A 21,399-nucleotide genomic window follows, 5' to 3' on the forward strand; every position below is an offset into this window, starting at 1 on the left:
ATTCCAGCGGTTGGGTCATCTAGCTGCTAAAAGGAGGGAAATAGGTGTAAGAAGACTAATAATCTTTTTGTTTTAAATATAGTAATAGTGTCTTAAAAACTTTTACATCAGATATTAAGCGGTTCCATTAAATTAGTATAAAGTTATATTTTAAAAGGAGGACTGGTCTTATTGGATCGTAAGGAAATCACAATCTCCAATAGGGAAGATATTATTAACTTTGTCAATTCAAACCCTGTAAGTCGAAAAGGTTTTTTAATTGTACTGGTAGCATTGGGTGGTATTTTTTTAGATGCATATGATTTTGCCAGTTTAGGAATCGGTGCAGACCAGATTGTAGCGGAATTTAATTTATCTCCTTCTGGATTAGGAGCACTAACAGCTGTTATGGCAGTTGGCGCCTTACTTGGTGCTTTATTTGGCGGAATATTTACAGATAAACTTGGACGAAACAAAATGTTCCTAATTGACTTAGTTCTTTTAGTAGTTGCGGCAGCCGGTGCTGCTTTGTCCCCCAATATGGGGACTTTGATATTTTTCCGTTTTCTTTTGGGAGTAGGAGTAGGTTTAGATGTTCCAGTTGCCTTAAGTTTTATAGCAGAAATAAGTAATACTAAGAATAAAGGGCGGCTGGTTAACCTTTGGCAGCCAATGTGGTATTTGGCTGCATCCTTTACTGGAGCGGTGTTACTACCCTTCCATTTTTTGGGTATAGAAGAACACCTTTGGAGATATGCGGTTGGTTTTGGGGCGATATTAGCTCTAATTGTACTATTCCTTAGATATAAATATATGGAGGAAAGTCCGATGTGGGCAGCTAAAAATTTACCTTTACTAGATGCCGCAAAAATTGTTGAGAAAACATATAATGTAAAAGTTACCATTCTGGAATCAAAGGAAAAAGTAAGTAAGAAGGATGAAAGGGTAGCACTATCTACAATATTTTCCAAAAAATATCGTGGGCGTACATTATTGGCTTCTATAATTACTAGTACACAAAGCCTTGAGTATTTTTCAGTTGGATTTTATATTCCTGTGATTTCTGTAATGATTTTTGGTAAGGGGATTATCTATGCTATTTTGGGAACGCTTTTATTTAACTTTTTTGGGATCCTTGGAGGATTAGCTCAATCATATTTAACTGGAAAAGTAGGAATCCGAAAATTAGCTCTTATTGGTTATGTAATTGTCATCATTGCGCTAATAACTGTAGGGTTAACTGGAAATTCAGCACCAACCTTTTTAATGACTCTTTTAATTGCTGGTTTCATATTTGGACATTCGTTTGGTCCTGGTTCTCAGGGAATGACCATGGCAACTCTTTCGTATCCTACCGAGCTTAGAGGGATTGGATCTGGCTGGGGGCAAACAATGACGCGGGTAGGCAGTATCATAGGTTTCTTTATTTTCCCTATATTATTAGCCTCTATCGGATTATCAAATACAATGTTAGTTATCTCTGCAGCTCCAATTCTTGGATTATTAGTCGTGTTATTAAATAAATGGGATCCAACAGGTAAAGATTTAGATAATGATAATGGCAGTGATTTCTCAATTGATCAGTTTAAGGATCAAAATATAAATATTAAAATATGATATTTGAATCCAAAATTAAAGGAGAGAGATACAAGTGGATGTGAAGAAAATGTTTATCAATGGTGAGTGGACAGAATCATTCTCAGGAAAAACTTATGAAGTATTAAATCCAGCAACTAATGAGGTTGTGGCAACAGTGGCTTATGGGTCTACTGAAGAAACAGCACAAGCTATTAAAGCTGCTAGTAATGCATTTCCATCATGGGCATCTTTAACTGCAAAGGAACGATCTTCCTACCTAATTAAATTATACGATCTTATGCTTAAAGAAAAGGAGGAGCTTGCCAGGCTGATTACATTAGAAATGGGAAAGCCCATTAGAGAGGCAAGAGGAGAAGTGGAATTGGCGGCTGAATACTTACTTTGGAATGCCGAAGAAGGAAAACGTGTATATGGAGAAAACATTCCTTCTTCTAGTCCATCGAAGCGTATCCAGGTAATAAAGCAGCCGATTGGTCCAGTTGGTGCTATTATTCCATGGAACTTTCCCATCTCGATGTTAACCAGGAAAATGGGTCCTGCATTAGCTGCCGGTTGTACATTTGTATTAAAGCCTGCTAGTAAAACACCAGGATGTGCGATTCGTTTGTTTGAATTAATTGAACAGGTGAAATTTCCTAAAGGTGTCGCAAATTTAGTCATTGGAAGTTCAAGCGATATTGGTAATGAGTTATTAAAAAATCCAGCCATTAAAAAAATTACCTTTACAGGATCAACCCAAGTTGGAAAAAAGTTAATCGAAGGGTCAGCTGAACACGTAAAAAAGGTTTCGATGGAGTTAGGTGGTCATGCACCATTTATTGTTTTTGAAGATGCTGATCTTGAAGAGGCGGCAGAAGGGGCAATTATTAGTAAGTTTAGAAATAGTGGTCAGACATGTATTTGTTTAAATAGACTTTTTGTCCAACAATCTGTAAAAGAAAAGTTTGAATCAATATTAACTAAAAAGGTGAAGGCATTAAAGATTGGTAATGGTATAGAGGAATCAACTGAATTGGGACCGCTTGTTGACAAAGCAGCTTTAGAAAAAGTGGAATTTCAAGTCGAAGATGCTATTAAAAAAGGAGCTCAACTGCTAACTGGTGGAAACCGCTGTGATATAGGTGGATTGTTTTATGAGCCGACTTTGCTTTCCAACGTAAACAAGAATATGGACATTACTTATGAGGAGACGTTTGGTCCTGTAGCGCCAATTTATGTTTTTGATTCCGAAGAGGAAGTGATTCATGCTGCAAATGATACTGAATATGGTCTGGCAGCTTATTTTTTTACAAAGGATTTAGGGAGAACCATTAGAGTATCAGAAAAGCTGGATTACGGGATAATTGGCATAAATGACGCTGTTCCTACAACAGTTCAGGCTCCATTTGGAGGCTTAAAGCAAAGCGGATTAGGAAGGGAAGGCGGCCACCAAGGAATAGAGGAATATCTTGAAACAAAATTTATATCTATTAAATTCTAGGAGGAAGAATAAGATGAAAATTGGTTTTATTGGATTAGGCAAAATGGGCAGCGGGCTGGCAAAAAATTTAATCAAAGCTGGGTTTGACGTTTTATTATTTGATATTAATCCTGACGCTGTTGATGCAGTTCTGAAGGTTGGAGGAAGTTATGCAGCATCTCCAAAGGCCATGGCATTAGAAGCAGATGTTATTTTTACGAGTCTGCCTTTGCCTAAACATATGCTTCAATTAACAATTGAGGAAGAAAAAATACTTCAAATAATGAAGGAAGGGTCAATATTAATTGATGTAAGCACGATTGATCCAAAAACCGCTAGATTAATTGCCAATACAGCTGAAAAACAAAACATTCAATTTTTGGCGTGTCCTTTAGGGAAAGGCCCAGCTCAAGCAAGTGAAGGCACGGAACCTATTTTTGCTGGTGGAAAAAAAGAGGTATTTGAATCTTATAAAGATTTGCTTGAGAAGGTAGGAAACCCAACCTATTTAGGGGATGTAGAACAAGCCACGGCTTTTAAATTGATTAGTAATATGGTAGGAATGACAAATATAGCAGTTATGAGTGAAGGAATTCAATTAGCAGTTCAATCAGGAATTGATTTATCGCTGTTTAAGGAATTAATGCATGATACAGGGGGAGACTCAGCACAATTACATTTAAGAGGTCCTTTCATTTTAGAAAATGACTATCAACCTAGGTTTTCTGTTAATTTAGCGGAAAAAGATGTACGTTTAGGAATTGAAATGGCTGAGTCATTAACGAATAAAGCAGAGTTTAGCAGCTTAACGTTAAATTATCTTCAGAATGCACAAGCCTTTAATTTAGGAGATAAGGACGTGGCAGCCATTTATCAAATATTCCAAAAAGGATCAAGTGCTGAAAAAATACGATGAACTTTAGAAATTGATGGATGTATGGAACAATACGCTTGGTGATATAATCGTCACTAATCGATTTGGACCCAAGTTGCCTTTACCGGAAAACAACCATTCGATAGAAATAACTTCATAGATTACGGGCCTAAGGCCATTCCTTTCTGCCTGAAGGGGATGGCCTTTTACTATGACTTTAGTCAGTTGAGCCCGCCCGCGTTAGCGTGCAAAGCAAAAAAACACCTTCTATGCGGGCGGGTGGTAAAAAATATATCCAAGATCAAGAAAAACATGATATTGCATTAGATAAATTATGCAAAAGAATATACAGACCCTTTCAAAAGGCAGCAAGTAATACCAATACCCTTTAAGGGGTGGCAAAAGTGCAAAGGCAATAATATAGGCTTAAATTAAATGAAAGCCAGCGCCTTTAGATACTGGACGTTAGTATAGGTTTATAGCCGTTGTTCATACCACCCGTTGGATAGGTGGTCATAATTTAAAAATAACTGCAATTGATGAAATAAGCTTCATAGATTCGTAGGTCAAAAGGATAGTTTTCAAAGATAGCTGTCGAAAACGGTCAAAAATCATTGGACTGTATCGAATGATATTTGTGAAAAGAATGATTCATGGGAAAGGGGGTGAAAAGATGCACTTCCGACATATCCTTTTTTCAGGCTTACTTACATGTACTGCCCTATTTGTATCGGATCATGCCTTTGCCGCAAAAGACGAAATAAATCGTACACAGCATGCTGCGAATACCACAGTACAGGTGGAGAAGGCGGTGAAAACCGAACTTCCCGCAAAAAGTTCGGACAAGGCCAAGGATGCGGTATCCATACATAAGCCTTTGAAAAAATCAAAAACCGATATGGAACAGCAGAAAAAGGTCCCGGCCATTTCTCAAGCAACGAATGCTAATAAAAAGGCAGTGGAAAAAATCAGCTCAGTTGTTGAGAAGAAGAGGGACAAAGGGCAATCGGATAACATACAGGCTAATGGATTACAAAAGGCAGATACCAATACTAAACCCAAAGGAAGTAAGGTGCAGCAGCAAAGCCCAAAAGCTGAAAAGCGGCAGCCGGCTCAAACTACGAAACAGGATATCCGCACTGAAAAAGCACCGTCTGCTGAAAATCAAAAAGAATCAAATAAAACCAAACATACTAACATAAATAAGGCTGTAACAACCAAACCAGCCAAACAAAAACTAGAAAAACAGAAACTAGAAAAGTCAAAACTAGAAAAGCAGAAACCGGTCAAAAGTGAAAAGGCACCTGTTGAACAGAAGACGATTCCTGATCTAAACCAGGCTTTGAACCAATCTCAGCGGATGAATGGCTCAGGCAGTAAAGCTAATGACCGGGTGAACACCAGCTTCAGTACCATCAATCTGGTGGATAAATGGATTATTTGGCATCATTACTTTGAGGTTCAGCTGATTCAGCCGTATTTTTCCCGGCTGAACTTATTGAGGAATCAATGGGTGAACGCACCGCCGTCACCACCGCCGCAATTTGCTCCTATTTTTAACCATGTTTCTTAGTAGCTAAAGCCTTGGAACATAATAAAAGGAGCGAATCAAAAAATGAAAAATTATCTTAACTCAAATAATGTTGTAAAGTCTTTCGTCTTAGCTGGAGCAGTGTCCGTTGGTGTTTTTGCCGGAGGCCATCTTACAGATGCTGCGGGTCCGGATCATGTCAAAGCTGCCCATGCTGAGCATGTAAAAAGTGAAAATCATGTCAAGGTAAATCATGAGGTTCATGTAAACCCAGCCGTAAAAGTAAAGCATAATGTGGAAGTAAAAGTAAACAATCAGGCAAAAGTGGAAGCGAAGCAGAAGACAAAGGTGAAGGCTCAGGAAAAAGAGCACACGAATGTCGGAAAAGCATCCAAATCACAGGCTAGTGAACATGCCAGTGAAACAGCAAAATTACATGCAGCCCCAAATTCAGCCGTTCTAGGAAAAGGTGAAAAGGCGCCAAAGGCACCGGTTACAGAACCTAAAGAAGACAAAGTGACTGTACAAAAAACGGATCTGGAAGCTGCAGCTGAAACTGAAAAAGAAAAGACTGTAGTAGAAGCAAAAGAGCAAAAAGAACAAGTTAAAGCAGATACAGTCAAAAAAGAAGACGAACAAGGCGATTCTGATCAGGTTGTAAAAGAAGACGAGCAAGGCAATTCTAATCAGGTTGTCAAAGAAGATGAACAAGGTGAAGATACAGAATCTGCAGTAAAAGAAGATGAAAAGAAAGCAGACGTAGAAGACAATGTTCAAGTGAAAGATGAAGAAGATGGCGATCATGATGATGAGTCTGCAAATGTAAAATTCGAAACTCATGCGACAGTGAAAACAAATGAGGATGACGAAGAGGCTGTTCTTGAAGACAATGCCGATGATGATGCAGATAAAGTAAATCCATCACTAGAAAATAAAGCCAAATCACAAGCGGCTGTAAAGGCCAGTGAAACAGCAAAGACTCATGCTTCCATCCATTCTGCAGTACGTGCCGGTGAAATGGATCAAGAAACACAAGCTGAGGCAGCACCTGAAGTTAAGGTTGAAGCTGAAAAAACTGAAGAGAGTGCAGTAGAAGCAGAAGAAACAGCAAAAGCATCGGAAGTTACGGTAGAAACTGATCATAATGATGCAGTGGAAGCAGACGCTGAAGAAACTACAGAAGCTCCAGAAGTTTCAGTTGAAAGCGAAGAAACTGCAGACAACACTGAAGCAGTTGAAGAAGTAAAAGAAATTCAATAATTTCTTGATCAGGGTCTAATCCTCTAGAGGATTAGATCTTTTTTACGCAAAAACAAGCTCCCATCATTCCGGGGAGCTTGTTTTTTTCGCAAAATCATCACCAAAATTATTAGCGATAAATTTTTTTTCCTCTTCCTTGCTCAAAATTCCAAAGGCTTTTCCAACTGTGCCATCCTGGTAATCCCAGAAATAGTTATGGTCACTATCAACATCACTGAATTGGCCCTTTTTCCATTTCTCTAGGATGGACAGCAGTTCATCTTTGCGGTCAAAGTCACTCTTGCTTACAATCTCGTAAACTTGCTGAATGGTGTCCGGAATCATGGGGACGGCACCCCATTTTTCCTCTGCTTTAACCTTTTGATGTGTCATTTTATGCATGACATCAATTACTTCATCCTGGGAGCTTTCTTCTGTAAGATCAACTTTATATGTTACACCGCCAATTTTAGCTGTCTGGTCTTCCTCTGCTTTTACCGCTGTATTATCCTTTTCCTCTTTTTTTTCAGTGGTTGTGTCAGGCTCAGCTGTTACCTTCTCCTCTGCTAATTTCGCATTAGTGGTGCTGTCCATATACTTATATACACCAAATGTACCAAATATGAGAACCACCAAAACAATAGCAGACCCTAAAAAAGCCTTTTTCATTATCTTTCCTCCTGTTTTTGTTCTGGATGGTTCCACTTTACCAGAAAATTCATAATAATGCCAGTGTCGAATCAGAATCTATTCTACTATTATCCTGCCTTTTTTTCTAAAATAGCCGGAGACTCATATTTTTCAATATATATAGCGATTAAGGTTCCTATTAACAAGGACCATACAGGTGCACTAATATGAAAAATCGTAATATTTGACGCAGCAATAATAAAAGTGAGGGCTGTGCTGATTTTTAAATTTGGCTTAGAAAAGCTGTTATGCAGGTTGCTTGCAAATACATTTAACAGGGAAAATCCAACCAGAATGGAAATAAATTGGGACGGAAGAGCTTGGATAAAAATGGTCAGTTTCCACGAGAAAATCCCAAATAAGAGAACAATGATACCTGAAACAACTGCTCCCATATATCTCTTATCTTTCTGGCCTGTCTCCTCATCAGAGCAAATGGCAGTTGCCATTCCTGCCATATTTGCGGACTGTCCCCCAAAAAAGCCGGACAAAATGGAAAAGATGCCGCAAAAAGAAATAATTTTATTCACAGGCGGCCGGAAATCCTTTTGTCCTAAGGCCCCAATCCCTACTGCTGCATCATTACTTAAGATCAGCAGGGCAAGAGGGACCGAAACAGAGATAAAACTGACAGGATTAAACTCCGGAACTTGAAATTGCGGAAAAATGAAACCCTTCGATATTTCAGACGGCGTGATGGAGTGTGTCAAAAGCAATATAATAAACCCAAGAAGGATGGCGATTATGACAGGGGGAATCCGGCTGTTCCGTTTATGAAAAATAAAAAAGGCAATCAGCGAAACGGAACCGACTAATAATAAATCATGCACTGAAATAATAAAGTTCACCATATATTTGGCGATCATCCCTACTAACATGGCAGCAATCATTTCTTTAGGCACAATCTTCATTAACTTAGAAAATACACCGGAAAATCCAATTAGAAGCATTAACACCCCAGAAAAAATATAGGCACCGATTAATTCATGGTAACTAAATTGTGCTGTCACGGTGGCCAGATATGCAACACCGGTAATGGTATGCCCGCCTGAGATAGGAATCTTGTAGTAAAGAGGGAGGATAATCCCAAAGATTCCTCCAAAAACATAGACTGAAAACATCCAAAGGCTTGTTTGAGCCTGGGTAAAATGTCCATTTGCAGATGCCTCCATAATCATAGCCGTTGGCCCGGTCACACTAAGTATTCCGGCAATAAGGCCCGCGGATAGATTTTTGGTATGTAAATCTTTGAATGGAAATTTCAGCCCCCTGGAAAGGGAAGGGGTTAAACCTTTAACCATTGTACATTCTCCTTTAAAGTATGAAGGCTGAAGCCAGCCTTCCGCTTCCAAAACTTAAAACCCAAAAAGTAAAGAATCTCCTCTTGCTTTTAACAGCCGCAAGACTTCCTAATCATCAGCGAGGTTGGGATTTGGATATGCTTATCGTAACCAGGATTATTGATTTTGTTTAATAATACATCAAAAGCAGTCCGGCCAATCGTTTCAGCAGACAGGCTGACATTGGTAATCGGGGGGTTTGTAATGGCTGCCCCGGCAAAGTCGCCAAACCCGATTAAGGCAATATCGTCCGGACATTTGAGTGATAACTCTGTAATCGCTTGCATAGCACCGATTGTCATTAAATCACTCAATACAAATAGAGCAGTAATTTCTTTTTCACGATTAAGTAATTTCTTCGTCGCAATCAGCGCGTTTTTTTCGGTAGCAAATCCGGATTCAATTAAACCTTCATCAAAAGGGATATTATATTCTGTAAGTGCTGCTTTATATCCTTCAATTCTTTCAATGGTCGGTGTAATATTGGTTCTGGAAATGATCACACCAATCTTTCGATGCCCATGCTGAAGCAAATGCTTGGTTGCATCATAGCCTGCCTGAAAATCATCTGCCGTCACTCTGGGAAGGCGGGGGATGTTTGGATCATAGCGAATGGCCTGAATGATGGGAAGTCCTTTTTTCATATACTTTTGGATATAACCTAAGTTCATTTCAGATGGAGTAAGAATGATCCCATCGACAATATTTGAACTAAGCAGTTTAATCGATTCTTTCTCATAATCATAGTCTTCGTTCGTATTAATAAACAGTAAGTGGTAGTCCAATTCCCTGGCACGTTTGCCAATTCCATTTACAATTCCGGTCACATAGGAATCGGGAAAAACCGACACAACCAGCCCTGCTGTTTTTGTTACGGCATTACGAAGACTTTTTGCTCTTGTATCTGGAACATAATTATATTTTTCTATCACATTTGTAATCAATTTCCTTTTGTTTTCGGATATATGTTTTGTCCCATTAATGACATGGGAAACGGTTGCAATAGAGACACCAGCTTCTCTCGCGATATCCTTCATGGTAACTTTTATGCTCAAATTTAACCCCCGCCTTCATGTCTCTTTACATTAGTTAAACGTTTTACTGTTTCACAATAATTCAATATTTTACTATTTATTCTTAAAAAAGACAATGTTAAATAAGACCTAAAAAATTTGAAAATATCGTTGATTTGGTTTTCAGATTTTGGTATATTAGGAATTGTTAAACGTTTTACCAAAAATAAGATAGATTAATTGAAAGTAAATAAAAAAAAATAACAAGAAATGCAAAAAAGTAGTTTACAGATGACTCCTATTCTTGTTATATTTTTGTTAGAGGCAGTAAAACGATTAACCCACTTTTGTAAACGGAAACAAAAAATTTTTGCACCATTTGAAAACGGTTTCCTTTTATATATTGAGTTTTTTAAATCTTCCGAGTGTTTTTAAATATATAAGGAGGATAGGGTCAATCATAAAATGTCTCTTCAGGTCAAAGCAGTTTAGCTTTTTCTCATTTCGTAAATTACAGATAGGTTATCCCATCTATCTGTTATTTTAAAAAAATTTAAAACTTATTTAAGGGGGAAATAGAATGAAGAAGATCAGTAAGGTTTTGTTCCTTGGATTGATTTGTGTCATGCTGGTTGCATTATCAGCGTGCGGCAATGGCGGAAAAACAGAAAAAGCAAGCGGTGACAGCAAAGACTCTAAAGGCAAGATTGTTATTAAATTTGCGCACAGTGCAGTAGAAGCAAACTCAAGACATAAAGCAGCACTAATGTTTAAGAAATTAGTAGAAGAGAAATCCAAAGGGGAAATGACTGTAGAAGTATTCCCTAACGAAGTATTAGGCAGTGAGCCACAAATGGTAGAGGCTGTTTCTTTTAACGATATTCAAATGGTTGCAGCTAGTACATTTGCACAATATGAGCCAAAAGTAGATGCTTTCGGACTTCCTTTCCTTTTTGAAACAAACGAGCAGGCTTGGAAAGCAATCGACGGTCCAATCGGTCAAAAAGTATTTGAACCGCTTCTTGATGATAACCTTCGCGTACTTGGTCATTTAGAAAATGGATTCAGAAACGTGACAAACAATGAAAAGCCAATTAATAGTGCAAAAGATTTAAAAGGTATGAAAATCAGAACTCCAGAACAGCCTGTATTGGTAAGCATCTTTAAGGCGCTGGGTGCAAACCCTACACCAATGGCGTTTGGTGAACTTTACATGGCCCTTCAGCAAGGTACTGTTGATGGACAGGAAAACCCTGTAGCAAACATCTATGCAAGTAAGTTTAATGAAGTACAAAAATATTTAAGCTTAACAAAACACTCTTACAGCCCAGTAACAGTTGCCATCAGTGATAAGTTCTGGCAGACCCTTACGAAAGAACAACAGGATATCATTGCATCCAGTGTGAAAGAAGTTTCCAAATGGCACCGTGAGACAGTTGTAAAAGAGGAAGCCGGACAAATTAAAGAACTTGAATCAAAAGGTATGAAAGTTAATACGCCAACTGACATGGAGTCATTTAGAGAAGCAGTAAAACCTGTATATAAAGAATATGAAAAGACTTATGGAAAAGATCTAATCGACAGTCTGTTAAATTCAAAATAATATCATTGAAGGAGCAGAATCTATCCTATCAAGAACCAAGGGCAGGTTCTGCTTTTCCTAATTATAAACCTTCATTCTATTAAACTTATTTTTAAAAATAGCAATCATTTTCTTTCTTATAATATTGGAATTTTTATCATGCGACGCTGAGAAGTGTCTAGCTCAAGTGCCTGGGTGCTCGAGGTCTTTCACTTTTCTTAAAGTCACGATCAAGAGGAGGAAAAACATGAAACTTTTAAAGTGGCTGGATGAAAATATTGAAGCTGTCATTTTAATCATTTTAAGTATTTTGACTGTTGTTGTTATTTTTGTCCAGGTGTTTATGCGGTATGTTATGCATTCATCGTTAACCTGGTCAGAAGAACTGGCAAGATATGCGTTTATCTGGCTGGTTTATATCGGAGTCAGTTATGGGGTTAAAAAGCAGGCCCATATCAGTGTAGATGCACTTACATGGATCGTGAAAAGAAGAGGAAAATTTGTTCTGTCCATCTGTGCAAATATTGCTGTTTTGGTATTTTCCGTTTTACTTACTTATTTTAGTTTTGAAGTAGTGGCGCAAATTAATCGTTTATCGCCGGCAATGGCGATCCCGTTAAAATATGTGTATGCGGCCCCATTGGTTGGATTTTTGTTAACCGCCATCCGCGTCATTCAAACTATGATCATTCAAACGAAAACATTTAGAACAGGAGAGTAGGTGATACAATGACAGCACTTATATTATTCGGAAGTTTTGTCCTCTTTTTATTACTAACCGTGCCAATTGGATTTGCCTTAGGACTTTCTACACTGGCAACCATTATCTTTGCCAATGTTACTTCAATTGAATATCTTGCCCAAAGTTTAGTGGCCTCAACAGACTCCTTCCCGCTGATGGCCGTTCCGTTCTTTATCTTGGCCGGAGAAATCATGGGAAAAGGCGGTATTTCAGAACGTCTTTTCAAATTTGCGAACGTGTTTGTTGGTAACTTTACCGGCGGTTTTGCGATGGCAGCTGTTTTAACCTGTATGTTTTTTGCTGCTATTTCCGGTTCAGGCCCGGCAACAGTGGCGGCCGTTGGCGGCGTTATGATTCCGGCAATGGTAGGGTTTGGTTATGATAAAAAATTTGCAACGGCTGTTGTCGTATCTGCCGGTGCATTAGGGATTATTATACCGCCAAGTATTCCAATGGTACTTTATGGGGTTTCCGGTAGTGTATCCATTGGTGATATGTTCATCGCCGGTATTATTCCAGGTGTATTTATCGGTGTGGTTATGATGATTTGGAGCTACATTTATTCCAAAAAGATGGGCTACAAAGGGACAGGTGAAAAATTCACCTTCAAGAGAGCTTGGAAAGTATTTAATGAAGCAAAATGGGCCATTTTAGTTCCTATTATTATTTTAGGCGGTATTTACGGCGGGGTTTTCACGCCGACAGAGGCAGCCGTTGTAGCCGTTGTTTACGCAGCTGTGGTAAGTTTATTTATTCATAAGGAACTTGATTTTAAAAGTTTCCCTGCGGTTTTAAAAGATGCGGCTTTAACATCTGCCACTATTTTAATTATTATCGCAACAGCAAGTGCATTCGGACGAATCTTAACCATTGAACAGATTCCAAAAATGATTGCCGATTTAATGTTAACCATTTCATCTAATCCATTAATCATCATGCTGCTCATTAACATTTTACTATTATTTGTCGGCTGTTTTATGGACACATCGGCAGCAGTTATTATCCTGACACCAATTTTACTGCCAATTGCTATCAATATCGGTGTCGACCCAATCCAATTTGGTATCATCATGATCGTTAACTTGGCGATTGGCTTCATTACACCGCCAGTTGGGGTAAACCTATTTGTTGGTTCAGGAATTTCGGGATTGAGTATGGAAACATTGTCGAAAGCAGTATTGCCATTCCTTATTTCAATGCTTCTCTGTTTAGCGGTTATTACCATTATTCCAGAGGTATCTTTATACTTAGTGGGATTATTTAAATAACACATACACTCGCTTATGCCGAAATCTTATTCTTCTTCATTCTGACAAGGAGTGGATGGATGTCCCGATTGAAGCGGTAAACCGCTGTGGGACGTCTTTCTACTTATTATATATATTTACATAGAAGAGGATTTTATTGGAAAAACCTATTTTCAATTTTTTAATAAATAAGTATAGACATTTCAAAATTGAAAGCGTATACTGACATTGTAAGATACTTAGTAGACAAGTAAACAAGTGAATAACACTACAAGAATCGTAGTGTTGTTGTAATAGAAATTCTAACGAGGTGAAAGTGATGAGAAATACCAGTATTGAAGAATTAAAGCAGAAGGCAATTGAGCTTAGACAAACTGCTCTAACTATGATTTACGAAGCACAATCCGGACACCCAGGCGGATCTTTCTCAGCAGCCGATGTTGTATCCGCGCTTTATTTTAAAGAAATGAACATCGATCCGGCTAATCCAAAATGGGAAGACCGTGATCGCTTTGTTTTATCCAAAGGACATGTTTGCCCGATTCAATATTCTGCTTTAGCATTGCTTGGGTATGTCCCATATGAAACCATCCACACCTTAAGACAATATGGGTCACCATTCCAAGGACATCCTGATATGAAGAAATGTCCTGGAATTGATATTTCAACTGGTTCTCTCGGTCAAGGTCTTTCAACTGCAGTTGGTATGGCACTTGCAGGAAAAAGAGATGAAAAAGATTACCGCGTATTTGCTATCTTAGGGGATGGTGAATGCCAAGAAGGACAAATTTGGGAAGCTGCTCAAACAGCTGTGAAATATGAATTAGATAACTTAGTCGTATTTGTAGATGATAATGGTCTGCAAATCGATGGTACAACAGAAGAAATTATGCCAAACCAAGACCTTGAAAAGAAATTTGCTGCATTTGGTTTTGAAACGAAACGAATCGATGGCCATAATATGGATGAAATTGCAGCAACATTAGATTCCATCAGAGGCAAGAAGAATGGAAAGCCAACTTGTATCGTATATGACGCTTTAAAAGGTAAAGGCGTTTCCTTCATGGAAAATGTGGTGGAATGGCACGGCATGGCTCCAAATGAAGAGCAATACAATCAAGCAATGGCAGAACTTGCTGGGGGGTTAAAATAATGAGCCTATTAGAAAAAGATGTTGTCGTTAAAAAAGCTACAAGAGAAGGCTTTGGTGACGAAATTGTCGAGCTTGGTAAAAAGAATAAAGACATTTATGTTGTGGACATTGATATCGGTAAGTCATGTAAAACAACTAAATTCATGAAAGACTTACCAAAACAGCATGTTAACGTTGGAATCGCTGAGCAAAACGGTGCTGGACTTGCGGCAGGTCTAGCGACAACAGGAAAAATTCCGTTTATTAGCACCTATGCCGTTTTCGGATCTTTAAGAATGGCTGAACAAATCCGCCAAGAAGTCTGCTACCCTAATCTAAATGTAAAAATTGCCTGCTCACATGGCGGATTAACTCCAGCAAATGACGGCGGAAGCCATCAGGCAATTGAAGATATGGGTGTATTAAGAAGCTTTCCAAATATGAAAGTGGTTATGGGGGCTGACTATCACTCTACAAGAAAATTAGTTGCCCAGGCAGCAGAAATTTACGGACCTGTTTACCTTCGTTTTACAAGAGATAATATTCCTGTTATCTATGATGAAAATGAAGAGTTTACTATTGGTAAAGCGAAGCAGATTAAAGACGGATCTGATATTGCGATTATTGCCAATGGTGATACAGTTTACCTTGGGCTGGAGGCTGCTAAGCAATTAGAAAAAGAAGGCATTTCCGTTAAACTATTAGACATGCATACGATTAAGCCATTAGACCGGGAAGCAGTAGTAGAATGTCTGAATATCGGCAAAATCATTACGGTGGAAGACCACAATATCATCAATGGCCTTGGCAGCGCCGTTTCTGAAGTAGTCGCTGAAGAAGGAAAAGGGATCGTTAGAAGAATCGGTATCCAAGACCGTTTTGGAGAATCTGCTCCATATGAAAAACTACTAGAACTTAATGGAATTACCATCGAAAATATTGTTAGCACAGCTAAAGAACTGCTTAAATAATAGAAAACTTGGGCAATGTTGAGGGATATTCTTGATTCTGTAACCCTGTTGATTAGAGGGCTGGCGGCGAAGACTCCTCGTAAATGCTAACACATTTCCTTCGTGCGTGGGCACATTCAAGGAAGGAAATCAATGTCCTGCGGGAGTACGGGGCCGAGGAGGCTCCCCGGCACGCCCGCGGAAAGCGAAGCCGCCTGAAGCGGAAATCAACAGCCTATATAACATATGCCCAAACTAGAAATCACAACAATCAGGAGGCAATATATAATGTTTAAATTAAATGATCGTGTAGCAATCGTAACTGGCAGTGGTTCACCAAAAGGTATTGGACGTACAATCGCATTAACTCTCGCAAAACAAGGTGCAGCAGTTGTCATCGCTGATATCAATAAAGAAGGTATTGCTGACACTGTAAAAGCGGTTGAAGAAATCGGCGGTAAAGCATTAGGCGTAGAACTAAACGTTACAAGCAAGGAATCTTGTGATGCAATGGTAGATAAAGTTCTTTCGGAATTCGGCCGTATTGACATTCTAGTAAATAATGCTGGAATCTCTCAAAAGGTTACTGTTCAAGAAATGACACTCGAAGATATTACTAGAGTCTTTAGTGTAAATATGTTTGGATTATTCTTATGTACTCAATCCGTATTAGAGACAATGAAAAAACAAAAATACGGCAGAATTATCAGCTTGTCTTCTGTTTCTGCAAAACGCGGCGGCGGCGTATTCGGCGGCCCTCACTATTCAGCATCTAAAGCAGCTGTTTTAGGATTCTCTAAAAACTTAGCTCGTGAAGTAGCACAAGACGGCATTACAGTGAACTGTGTTGCACCAGGACTTATCAACACAGAAATTTGGAAGTCCCTTCCAGAGGCTGATGCAAAAGCGGTTATTGATGGAATTCCAGTGGGACGTCCTGGTGAAACTCAAGAGGTTGCATCAACCATCGCATTCTTAGCGTCAGAAGAAGCATCTTATATCACTGGTGAAGATATCGACATCAACGGCGGATCACACATGGATTAATATCCAATTATAATGGGAGGCAAACATCATGGAAGAACAAGTAACTGTCAAACAATGTATCATCGTATGTCAAGAATGTGATAAAATCATTGACGTTGTAGAAAGCACTGAAGGCGTAAAAACATTGTACGGAATATGCAGGGATTGTTCTGATGGGAAGCATGAGGAACATTCCTCAGCTTCTTCAAAGGAATTGTAAACGGTTCCGTATGCTTTGACTTTCATTTCAATGCAGAAAAAAGGGTTGTCGAGTTATTTCGATAACCCTTTTTTCATTTATCAGCGAAATTTATGATTTTTTGTCATTTTTGTGTGGACAAGTGTAGAGATACTAGTTATACTTATTAATAGAGTTACTTAGTAGACAAGTATATAAGATGTCATCTGGTAGAACTTTCAAACAGGTTTTTATTTTATAGACTAGAATTCTACGACTCTTTCATTTACGATTAATAAGGATCAAAATCATAAAGGACATGTGAACATTCGCATTTCCTTTTTTAAAAAAACGGTTTGATAACGATTCCAATTATTAGAAAAGAACCAATACTTAGTTTTGAAACCGGTTTATGCTTGATGATTATTAATGTAAATGGTTACATTCCATTTGTGTAAAGTGTCATTTTTTAAACCTGCACATCTTGTGATGGCATAATGAAGGAGGAAATAAGGTGAAAATACTTCGCAACTTTATGATTTTAATAACAGTTGCATTGGCAGCCAGCTTATTAGCTGTATTGTTTACTTCCAGTGATGCACTTTCAGATGAAACAATTACGATTCGATTTGGTCATGGTGCAGCTGAAACAAATGAAAGACATTTAGCTGTCATGCATTTTAAGGAGCTTGTCGAGAAGCGGTCTCATGGAAAAATTCAAGTTCTCGTCTATCCGAACGAACAATTAGGGTCTGAAGCTGAAATGATTGAAAGCGTTACATTTAACGACTTGCAAATGGTTGCAGCATCAGCCTTTAGCCAATATGATCCAAGAATCAGTGTATTTGAATTGCCTTATTTATTTGATTCCTATAAGCAGGCATGGAATGTGTTAGATGGAAAGGCTGGGCAGGAAGTTGCGAAGCCGTTCTTAAAACACAACTTAAGAATTTTAGCCTATTTCGAAAACGGTTTCCGTCAGGTAACTTCAAATGTTCCGGTCAAAACGCCGGATGACTTAAAGGGAATTAAAATTAGAACACCGGAAAACCCAATGTCTATTTCAACCTTTAAAGCATTCGGTTCCAATCCGACACCAATGGCTTTCGGTGAATTATATATGGCCTTGCAGCAAGGGACTGTAGATGCTCAGGAAAACCCGGTAGCCAATATTTATGCAAGTAAGTTCCAAGAGGTTCAAAAATATTTAAATATGACGAACCATCAATATATGCCGCTGCCAGTGGCCATCAGCGAAGATTTTTGGGAAACACTGACACCTAAGCAGCAAAAGATTATTGAAACAAGTGCTAAAGAATCTGCTCAATTCCATAGAGATTTAATCAAAGCAAATGAACAAAAAATGATTAAAGATCTGAAAGCTTCTGGTATGCAGGTAGTTGAAGAAGATAAAGAAGCGTTTAGACAAAAAGCAGAACCAGTATATGAAACATATAAAGCCAAATTTGGCGAGAAGTTTATGAATGATATTTTAGATGCAGTTGATAAAGAAAGACAAAACAATTAACAACAATGGGGGAGACATATGAAAATAGTAAAATGGCTTGATGAGCATTTTGAAGAATACCTGCTGATACTCCTTAGCATTTTTACCGTCGTCGTGATCTTTTCGCAGGTTGTTATGCGATATGCCTTCAGTAACTCGCTGTCATGGTCTGAAGAGATTGCTAGATATGCCTTTATTTGGCTGATTTATATCGGCGTAAGTTTCGGGGTAAAGAAGAAGAAGCATCTTGGTGTTGATGCCTTTACCTTATTATTTGAAAGAAAGGGTCAGCTCATTATCGGCATGCTTGCCAATCTTGCCTTCCTGGTATTTGCTGCCGTCATTTCATATTACGGATATGATATTGTTCTTAGAGTTACCCGTCTATCTGCAGCAATCGAGCTGCCTTTAAAATGGGTGTATGCTGCACCAGTGTTTGGAATGATCCTGACCGCTATCCGGCTGATCCAGAATATAACCTTAGAGTTTAGAGAATTGAAACAAATCAATCAACCGGAGAATAAGCTGAAGGAGGAAGCGGTATGACAACCTTTGTATTGTTTGGCAGTTTCTTTTTGTTCATGATCCTAACCGTTCCAATCGGCATTGCATTAGGACTTGCCGGCCTCGTTACGGCTGTTTATTCACCAAGTATTTCGGCCACCTTTCTTGCCCAGGGGCTTGTCACATCAACTGACAATTTTGCCCTGATGGCGATTCCGTTCTTCATTCTCGCCGGAGAAATCATGGGGAAGGGCGGTATTTCCACCCGGCTGTTTGATTTAGCTAATGTATTTGTCGGACGTTTTACAGGCGGTTTTGCAATGGCTGCCGTTATTACTTGTATGTTCTTTGCGGCTATCTCTGGTTCCGGCCCGGCAACGGTAGCGGCTGTCGGCGGTATTATGATTCCTGCGATGGTTGCACAAGGTTATGACAAGAAATTTGCCACGGCCGTTATTGTCACAGCTGGTTCATTGGGGATCATTATTCCTCCAAGTATTCCAATGGTGCTTTACGGCATCTCAGGCAACCAGTCCATTGGTGATCTGTTCCTAGGCGGAATTATTCCTGGAATCTTTATTGGCGTATGTATGATGATTTGGTGTTATTACTATTCGAAAAAGAAAGGCTTTAAAGGCTCCAGTGAGAAATTTACTATTAAAAGCATGCTAAAAGCGATCAATGAAGCAAAATGGTCTCTTTTAGTACCAGTCATTATTTTAGGTGGAATTTACGGCGGTATTTTTACACCGACAGAAGCTGCAGTTGTAGGTGTGGTATATGCAGCATTTGTCAGTTTCTTCTTGCATAAAGAAATTAAGATTAAAGAGTTTCCAAAAATTATAGCTGATTCAGCTTTAAGCTCTGTGGCAATCTTAATCATTATTGGTACAGCTAATACGTTTGGAACCATTTTGACAATGGAAAAAATTCCACAAGCAGTAGCCAATGCGTTCTTATCTGTATCAGATAATCCAATTGTTATTGTCTTACTAATCATTGTTCTATTATTAATTATCGGCTGCTTTATCGATACATCCGCAGCGGTTATCATCTTTACACCAATCTTGCTGCCTGTTGCACTTGGAATCGGAGTAGATCCAATCCATTTTGGTGTTATCATGATTGTTACGCTTGCTATCGGATTTATTACGCCGCCGCTTGGAGTTAACCTATTTGTCGGCTCTGGTATATCCGGTTTAGGAATTCCAACACTGGTCCGTGCTACAACACCATTCTTCGTTGTGATGCTGATTAGTTTAGCGGTGATTGCCGTACTGCCGCAATTAACATTGCTGTTCTTGTAAATGCCGGCCGCATTTGTGACAAGACAGTATCTATCCTAAAGGGACATGCCTCCAAGACAGGGCTCTTTAGGATAGAATTATTACAAGTTAAAGTAAATATTTGAATAAGGATTTTGACTAGCTTAGATGATATAATATAATTATTTGAGTCGATTAAAATGAACGGAAAGAAGTGGTTCCTATTAAATTCAATCCAGTTTCTAGTAAAAAATTATATATCCAAATTTATAGCCAAATTCTTTCACAAATTCAGGCCGGCACGTTTAAAGTAGGAGATAAACTTCCTGCTGAACGAGAACTTTGTGAACAATTTGGTGTCAGCAGAGCGCCAATCAGACAGGCATTGAGCGCATTGGAGCTTAATGGACTGATCTATTCCCGCCAAGGTGAAGGCGTATATGTAAAAAGCAATCAGCTGGCTGAAGAAAAAAAACAGTCTTATATGCTGGAAACAGTGTCCCCGGAGGATATTGTAGAAGCAAGAATGAATATTGAGCCGCTGATTATTAAGTCTGCTGCCTTAAGAGCGACAGAAGAAGATATCGAAGAACTTCGTGCTACTATTCAACAGATGGAAGAGGAAACGAATGCTGGTATTTATGTGCCCGAAACAGATGAGAGACTGCATAATGGCATTGCCAAGGCTTCTCATAATGATTTATATATCAGTTTTATGTCAGTCATCAGCAATGCCATGAAACAGCAGGAAATGTGGTCATTTATCCGGGATCGGACAGTAACAAGGCCTGACTATCGAGATGAACATTTCCATGATCATAAATTATTGATTCAAGCAATAGAGGAGCATAATGAAAAAGAAGCAGTCAAAGTTATGACTACTCACATGCAAAGTTTATATGATCGTTACTGGAAGGATTAAATATTCTTCCTTTTTTTTATAGTAATAGTAGATTTTAACCCCGAGGTGCTGACAATAACGACTTTACTTTAGGGGTCAAGCTATGAAGTAACCATGCAATGCTTTTTCACATAAGAAATCTTCTTGTCAATCATCATGCAGAAAAATAGACTGAGTATATGTGAATTTGAGCGGATTATTGGTGTGAATGAAAGCGAGGATTGTAATGGAACTAAGGTCTTTCAGATTAATTTGTTCAGCCAATCATTTCGTTGGCTGCTCGGAGTGTTCCATTTTGCCATGTACAGTCGCCAATCGCTTTGATTGGCTCCCCAAGTAGCACGAATCACTCAGTTACAGTAGCCAATCGTCTTGATTAGCTCCCGGAAGAGTTCGAAACAACCAGTTACAGTAGCCAATCGCCTTGATTAGCTCCCGGAAGAGTTCGAAACAACCAGTTACAGTAGCCAATCGCCTTGATTAGCTCCCGGAAGAGTTCGAAACAGCCAGTTACAGTCGCCAATCGCCTTGATTGGCTCCCCGAGGTGCACGAATCAACCGGTTACAGTAGCCAATCGCCTTGATTAGCTCCCGGAAGAGTTCGAAACAACCAGTTACAGTAGCCAATCGCCTTGATTAGC

19 protein-coding genes and 1 pseudogene are annotated in these 21,399 nt (G+C 38.9%); 17 read left to right on the plus strand and 3 right to left on the minus strand.

Annotation, left to right across the window (positions count from 1 at the left end; all coding sequences use genetic code 11):
• Nucleotides 1–171: 171 nt before the first annotated feature.
• The 6 genes and pseudogenes from M3183_RS23385 to M3183_RS23405 all read left to right on the plus strand — a co-directional run bounded on the left by M3183_RS23385 (nt 172) and on the right by M3183_RS23405 (nt 6,702).
• Nucleotides 172–1,596, plus strand: coding sequence for an MFS transporter (locus M3183_RS23385; RefSeq protein WP_251473523.1), 1,425 nt, complete (start codon nt 172–174; stop codon nt 1,594–1,596).
• Between the two features lie 34 nt (nt 1,597–1,630).
• Nucleotides 1,631–3,058, plus strand: coding sequence for an NAD-dependent succinate-semialdehyde dehydrogenase (locus tag M3183_RS23390; RefSeq protein WP_311315402.1), 1,428 nt, complete (start codon nt 1,631–1,633; stop codon nt 3,056–3,058).
• Nucleotides 3,027–3,953: an NAD(P)-dependent oxidoreductase gene (locus M3183_RS23395; protein WP_285880927.1), complete on the plus strand. Its 927-nt coding sequence runs from the start codon at nt 3,027–3,029 to the stop codon at nt 3,951–3,953. The genes M3183_RS23390 and M3183_RS23395 overlap by 32 nt, the downstream gene beginning before the upstream one ends.
• A gap of 245 nt (nt 3,954–4,198) precedes the next feature.
• Nucleotides 4,199–4,274, plus strand: a pseudogene (locus M3183_RS27505) (IS200/IS605 family transposase); the annotation flags it as partial.
• 310 nt (nt 4,275–4,584) lie between these two features.
• On the plus strand, nt 4,585–5,484 hold the full coding sequence (locus tag M3183_RS23400) for a hypothetical protein (RefSeq protein ID WP_251473526.1): 900 nt from the start codon (nt 4,585–4,587) through the stop codon (nt 5,482–5,484).
• A gap of 42 nt (nt 5,485–5,526) precedes the next feature.
• Nucleotides 5,527–6,702 carry a hypothetical protein gene (locus M3183_RS23405; protein ID WP_251473527.1) on the plus strand — a complete coding sequence of 392 codons (1,176 nt, stop codon included), beginning with the start codon at nt 5,527–5,529 and terminating at the stop codon, nt 6,700–6,702.
• 63 nt (nt 6,703–6,765) lie between these two features.
• Here the strand turns inward: M3183_RS23405 and M3183_RS23410 are convergent, their stop codons facing one another.
• From M3183_RS23410 to M3183_RS23420, 3 genes are all read right to left on the minus strand, one after another.
• A complete protein-coding gene (locus M3183_RS23410; protein ID WP_251473529.1) occupies nt 6,766–7,350 on the minus strand; it encodes a DUF6241 domain-containing protein in 585 nt (194 codons plus the stop codon).
• Nucleotides 7,351–7,439: 89 nt separating this feature from the next.
• Nucleotides 7,440–8,672 carry a benzoate/H(+) symporter BenE family transporter gene (locus M3183_RS23415; protein ID WP_251473531.1) on the minus strand — a complete coding sequence of 411 codons (1,233 nt, stop codon included), beginning with the start codon at nt 8,670–8,672 and terminating at the stop codon, nt 7,440–7,442.
• An 89-nt stretch (nt 8,673–8,761) separates the two neighbouring features.
• The gene (locus M3183_RS23420; protein WP_251473533.1) at nt 8,762–9,766 is read right to left on the minus strand and encodes a LacI family DNA-binding transcriptional regulator; all 1,005 of its coding nucleotides are present in this window, start codon (nt 9,764–9,766) and stop codon (nt 8,762–8,764) included.
• Nucleotides 9,767–10,304: 538 nt separating this feature from the next.
• Between M3183_RS23420 and M3183_RS23425 the strand changes: the two genes are divergently transcribed.
• The 11 genes from M3183_RS23425 to M3183_RS23475 all read left to right on the plus strand — a co-directional run bounded on the left by M3183_RS23425 (nt 10,305) and on the right by M3183_RS23475 (nt 20,779).
• Nucleotides 10,305–11,327, plus strand: coding sequence for a TRAP transporter substrate-binding protein (locus M3183_RS23425; RefSeq protein ID WP_251473535.1), 1,023 nt, complete (start codon nt 10,305–10,307; stop codon nt 11,325–11,327).
• A 226-nt stretch (nt 11,328–11,553) separates the two neighbouring features.
• Nucleotides 11,554–12,027, plus strand: coding sequence for a TRAP transporter small permease (locus M3183_RS23430; RefSeq protein WP_251473538.1), 474 nt, complete (start codon nt 11,554–11,556; stop codon nt 12,025–12,027).
• Nucleotides 12,028–12,035: 8 nt separating this feature from the next.
• On the plus strand, nt 12,036–13,316 hold the full coding sequence (locus tag M3183_RS23435; RefSeq protein ID WP_251473540.1) for a TRAP transporter large permease: 1,281 nt from the start codon (nt 12,036–12,038) through the stop codon (nt 13,314–13,316).
• A 298-nt stretch (nt 13,317–13,614) separates the two neighbouring features.
• Complete coding sequence (locus M3183_RS23440; protein ID WP_251473542.1) at nt 13,615–14,448, plus strand: transketolase; 834 nt, start codon at nt 13,615–13,617, stop codon at nt 14,446–14,448.
• Nucleotides 14,448–15,398, plus strand: coding sequence for a transketolase family protein (locus tag M3183_RS23445; protein ID WP_251473543.1), 951 nt, complete (start codon nt 14,448–14,450; stop codon nt 15,396–15,398). The genes M3183_RS23440 and M3183_RS23445 overlap by 1 nt, the downstream gene beginning before the upstream one ends.
• Before the next feature lie 267 nt (nt 15,399–15,665).
• A complete protein-coding gene (locus M3183_RS23450) occupies nt 15,666–16,424 on the plus strand; it encodes an SDR family NAD(P)-dependent oxidoreductase (protein ID WP_251473544.1) in 759 nt (252 codons plus the stop codon).
• Between the two features lie 28 nt (nt 16,425–16,452).
• On the plus strand, nt 16,453–16,623 hold the full coding sequence (locus M3183_RS23455; protein ID WP_251473545.1) for a GapA-binding peptide SR1P: 171 nt from the start codon (nt 16,453–16,455) through the stop codon (nt 16,621–16,623).
• A gap of 472 nt (nt 16,624–17,095) precedes the next feature.
• Nucleotides 17,096–18,109 carry a TRAP transporter substrate-binding protein gene (locus M3183_RS23460; protein ID WP_251473546.1) on the plus strand — a complete coding sequence of 338 codons (1,014 nt, stop codon included), beginning with the start codon at nt 17,096–17,098 and terminating at the stop codon, nt 18,107–18,109.
• Between the two features lie 18 nt (nt 18,110–18,127).
• Nucleotides 18,128–18,634, plus strand: a complete 507-nt coding sequence (locus M3183_RS23465; RefSeq protein ID WP_251473547.1) for a TRAP transporter small permease — start codon at nt 18,128–18,130, stop codon at nt 18,632–18,634.
• Nucleotides 18,631–19,899 carry a TRAP transporter large permease gene (locus M3183_RS23470; protein ID WP_251473548.1) on the plus strand — a complete coding sequence of 423 codons (1,269 nt, stop codon included), beginning with the start codon at nt 18,631–18,633 and terminating at the stop codon, nt 19,897–19,899. The genes M3183_RS23465 and M3183_RS23470 overlap by 4 nt, the downstream gene beginning before the upstream one ends.
• 172 nt (nt 19,900–20,071) lie before the next feature.
• Nucleotides 20,072–20,779, plus strand: a complete 708-nt coding sequence (locus tag M3183_RS23475; protein ID WP_251473550.1) for a FadR/GntR family transcriptional regulator — start codon at nt 20,072–20,074, stop codon at nt 20,777–20,779.
• Nucleotides 20,780–21,399: the final 620 nt, after the last annotated feature.

It is taken from the genome of Neobacillus mesonae, from assembly GCF_023715155.1.
GTDB classification, from domain to species: Bacteria; Bacillota; Bacilli; order Bacillales; family Cytobacillaceae; genus Neobacillus; species Neobacillus mesonae_A.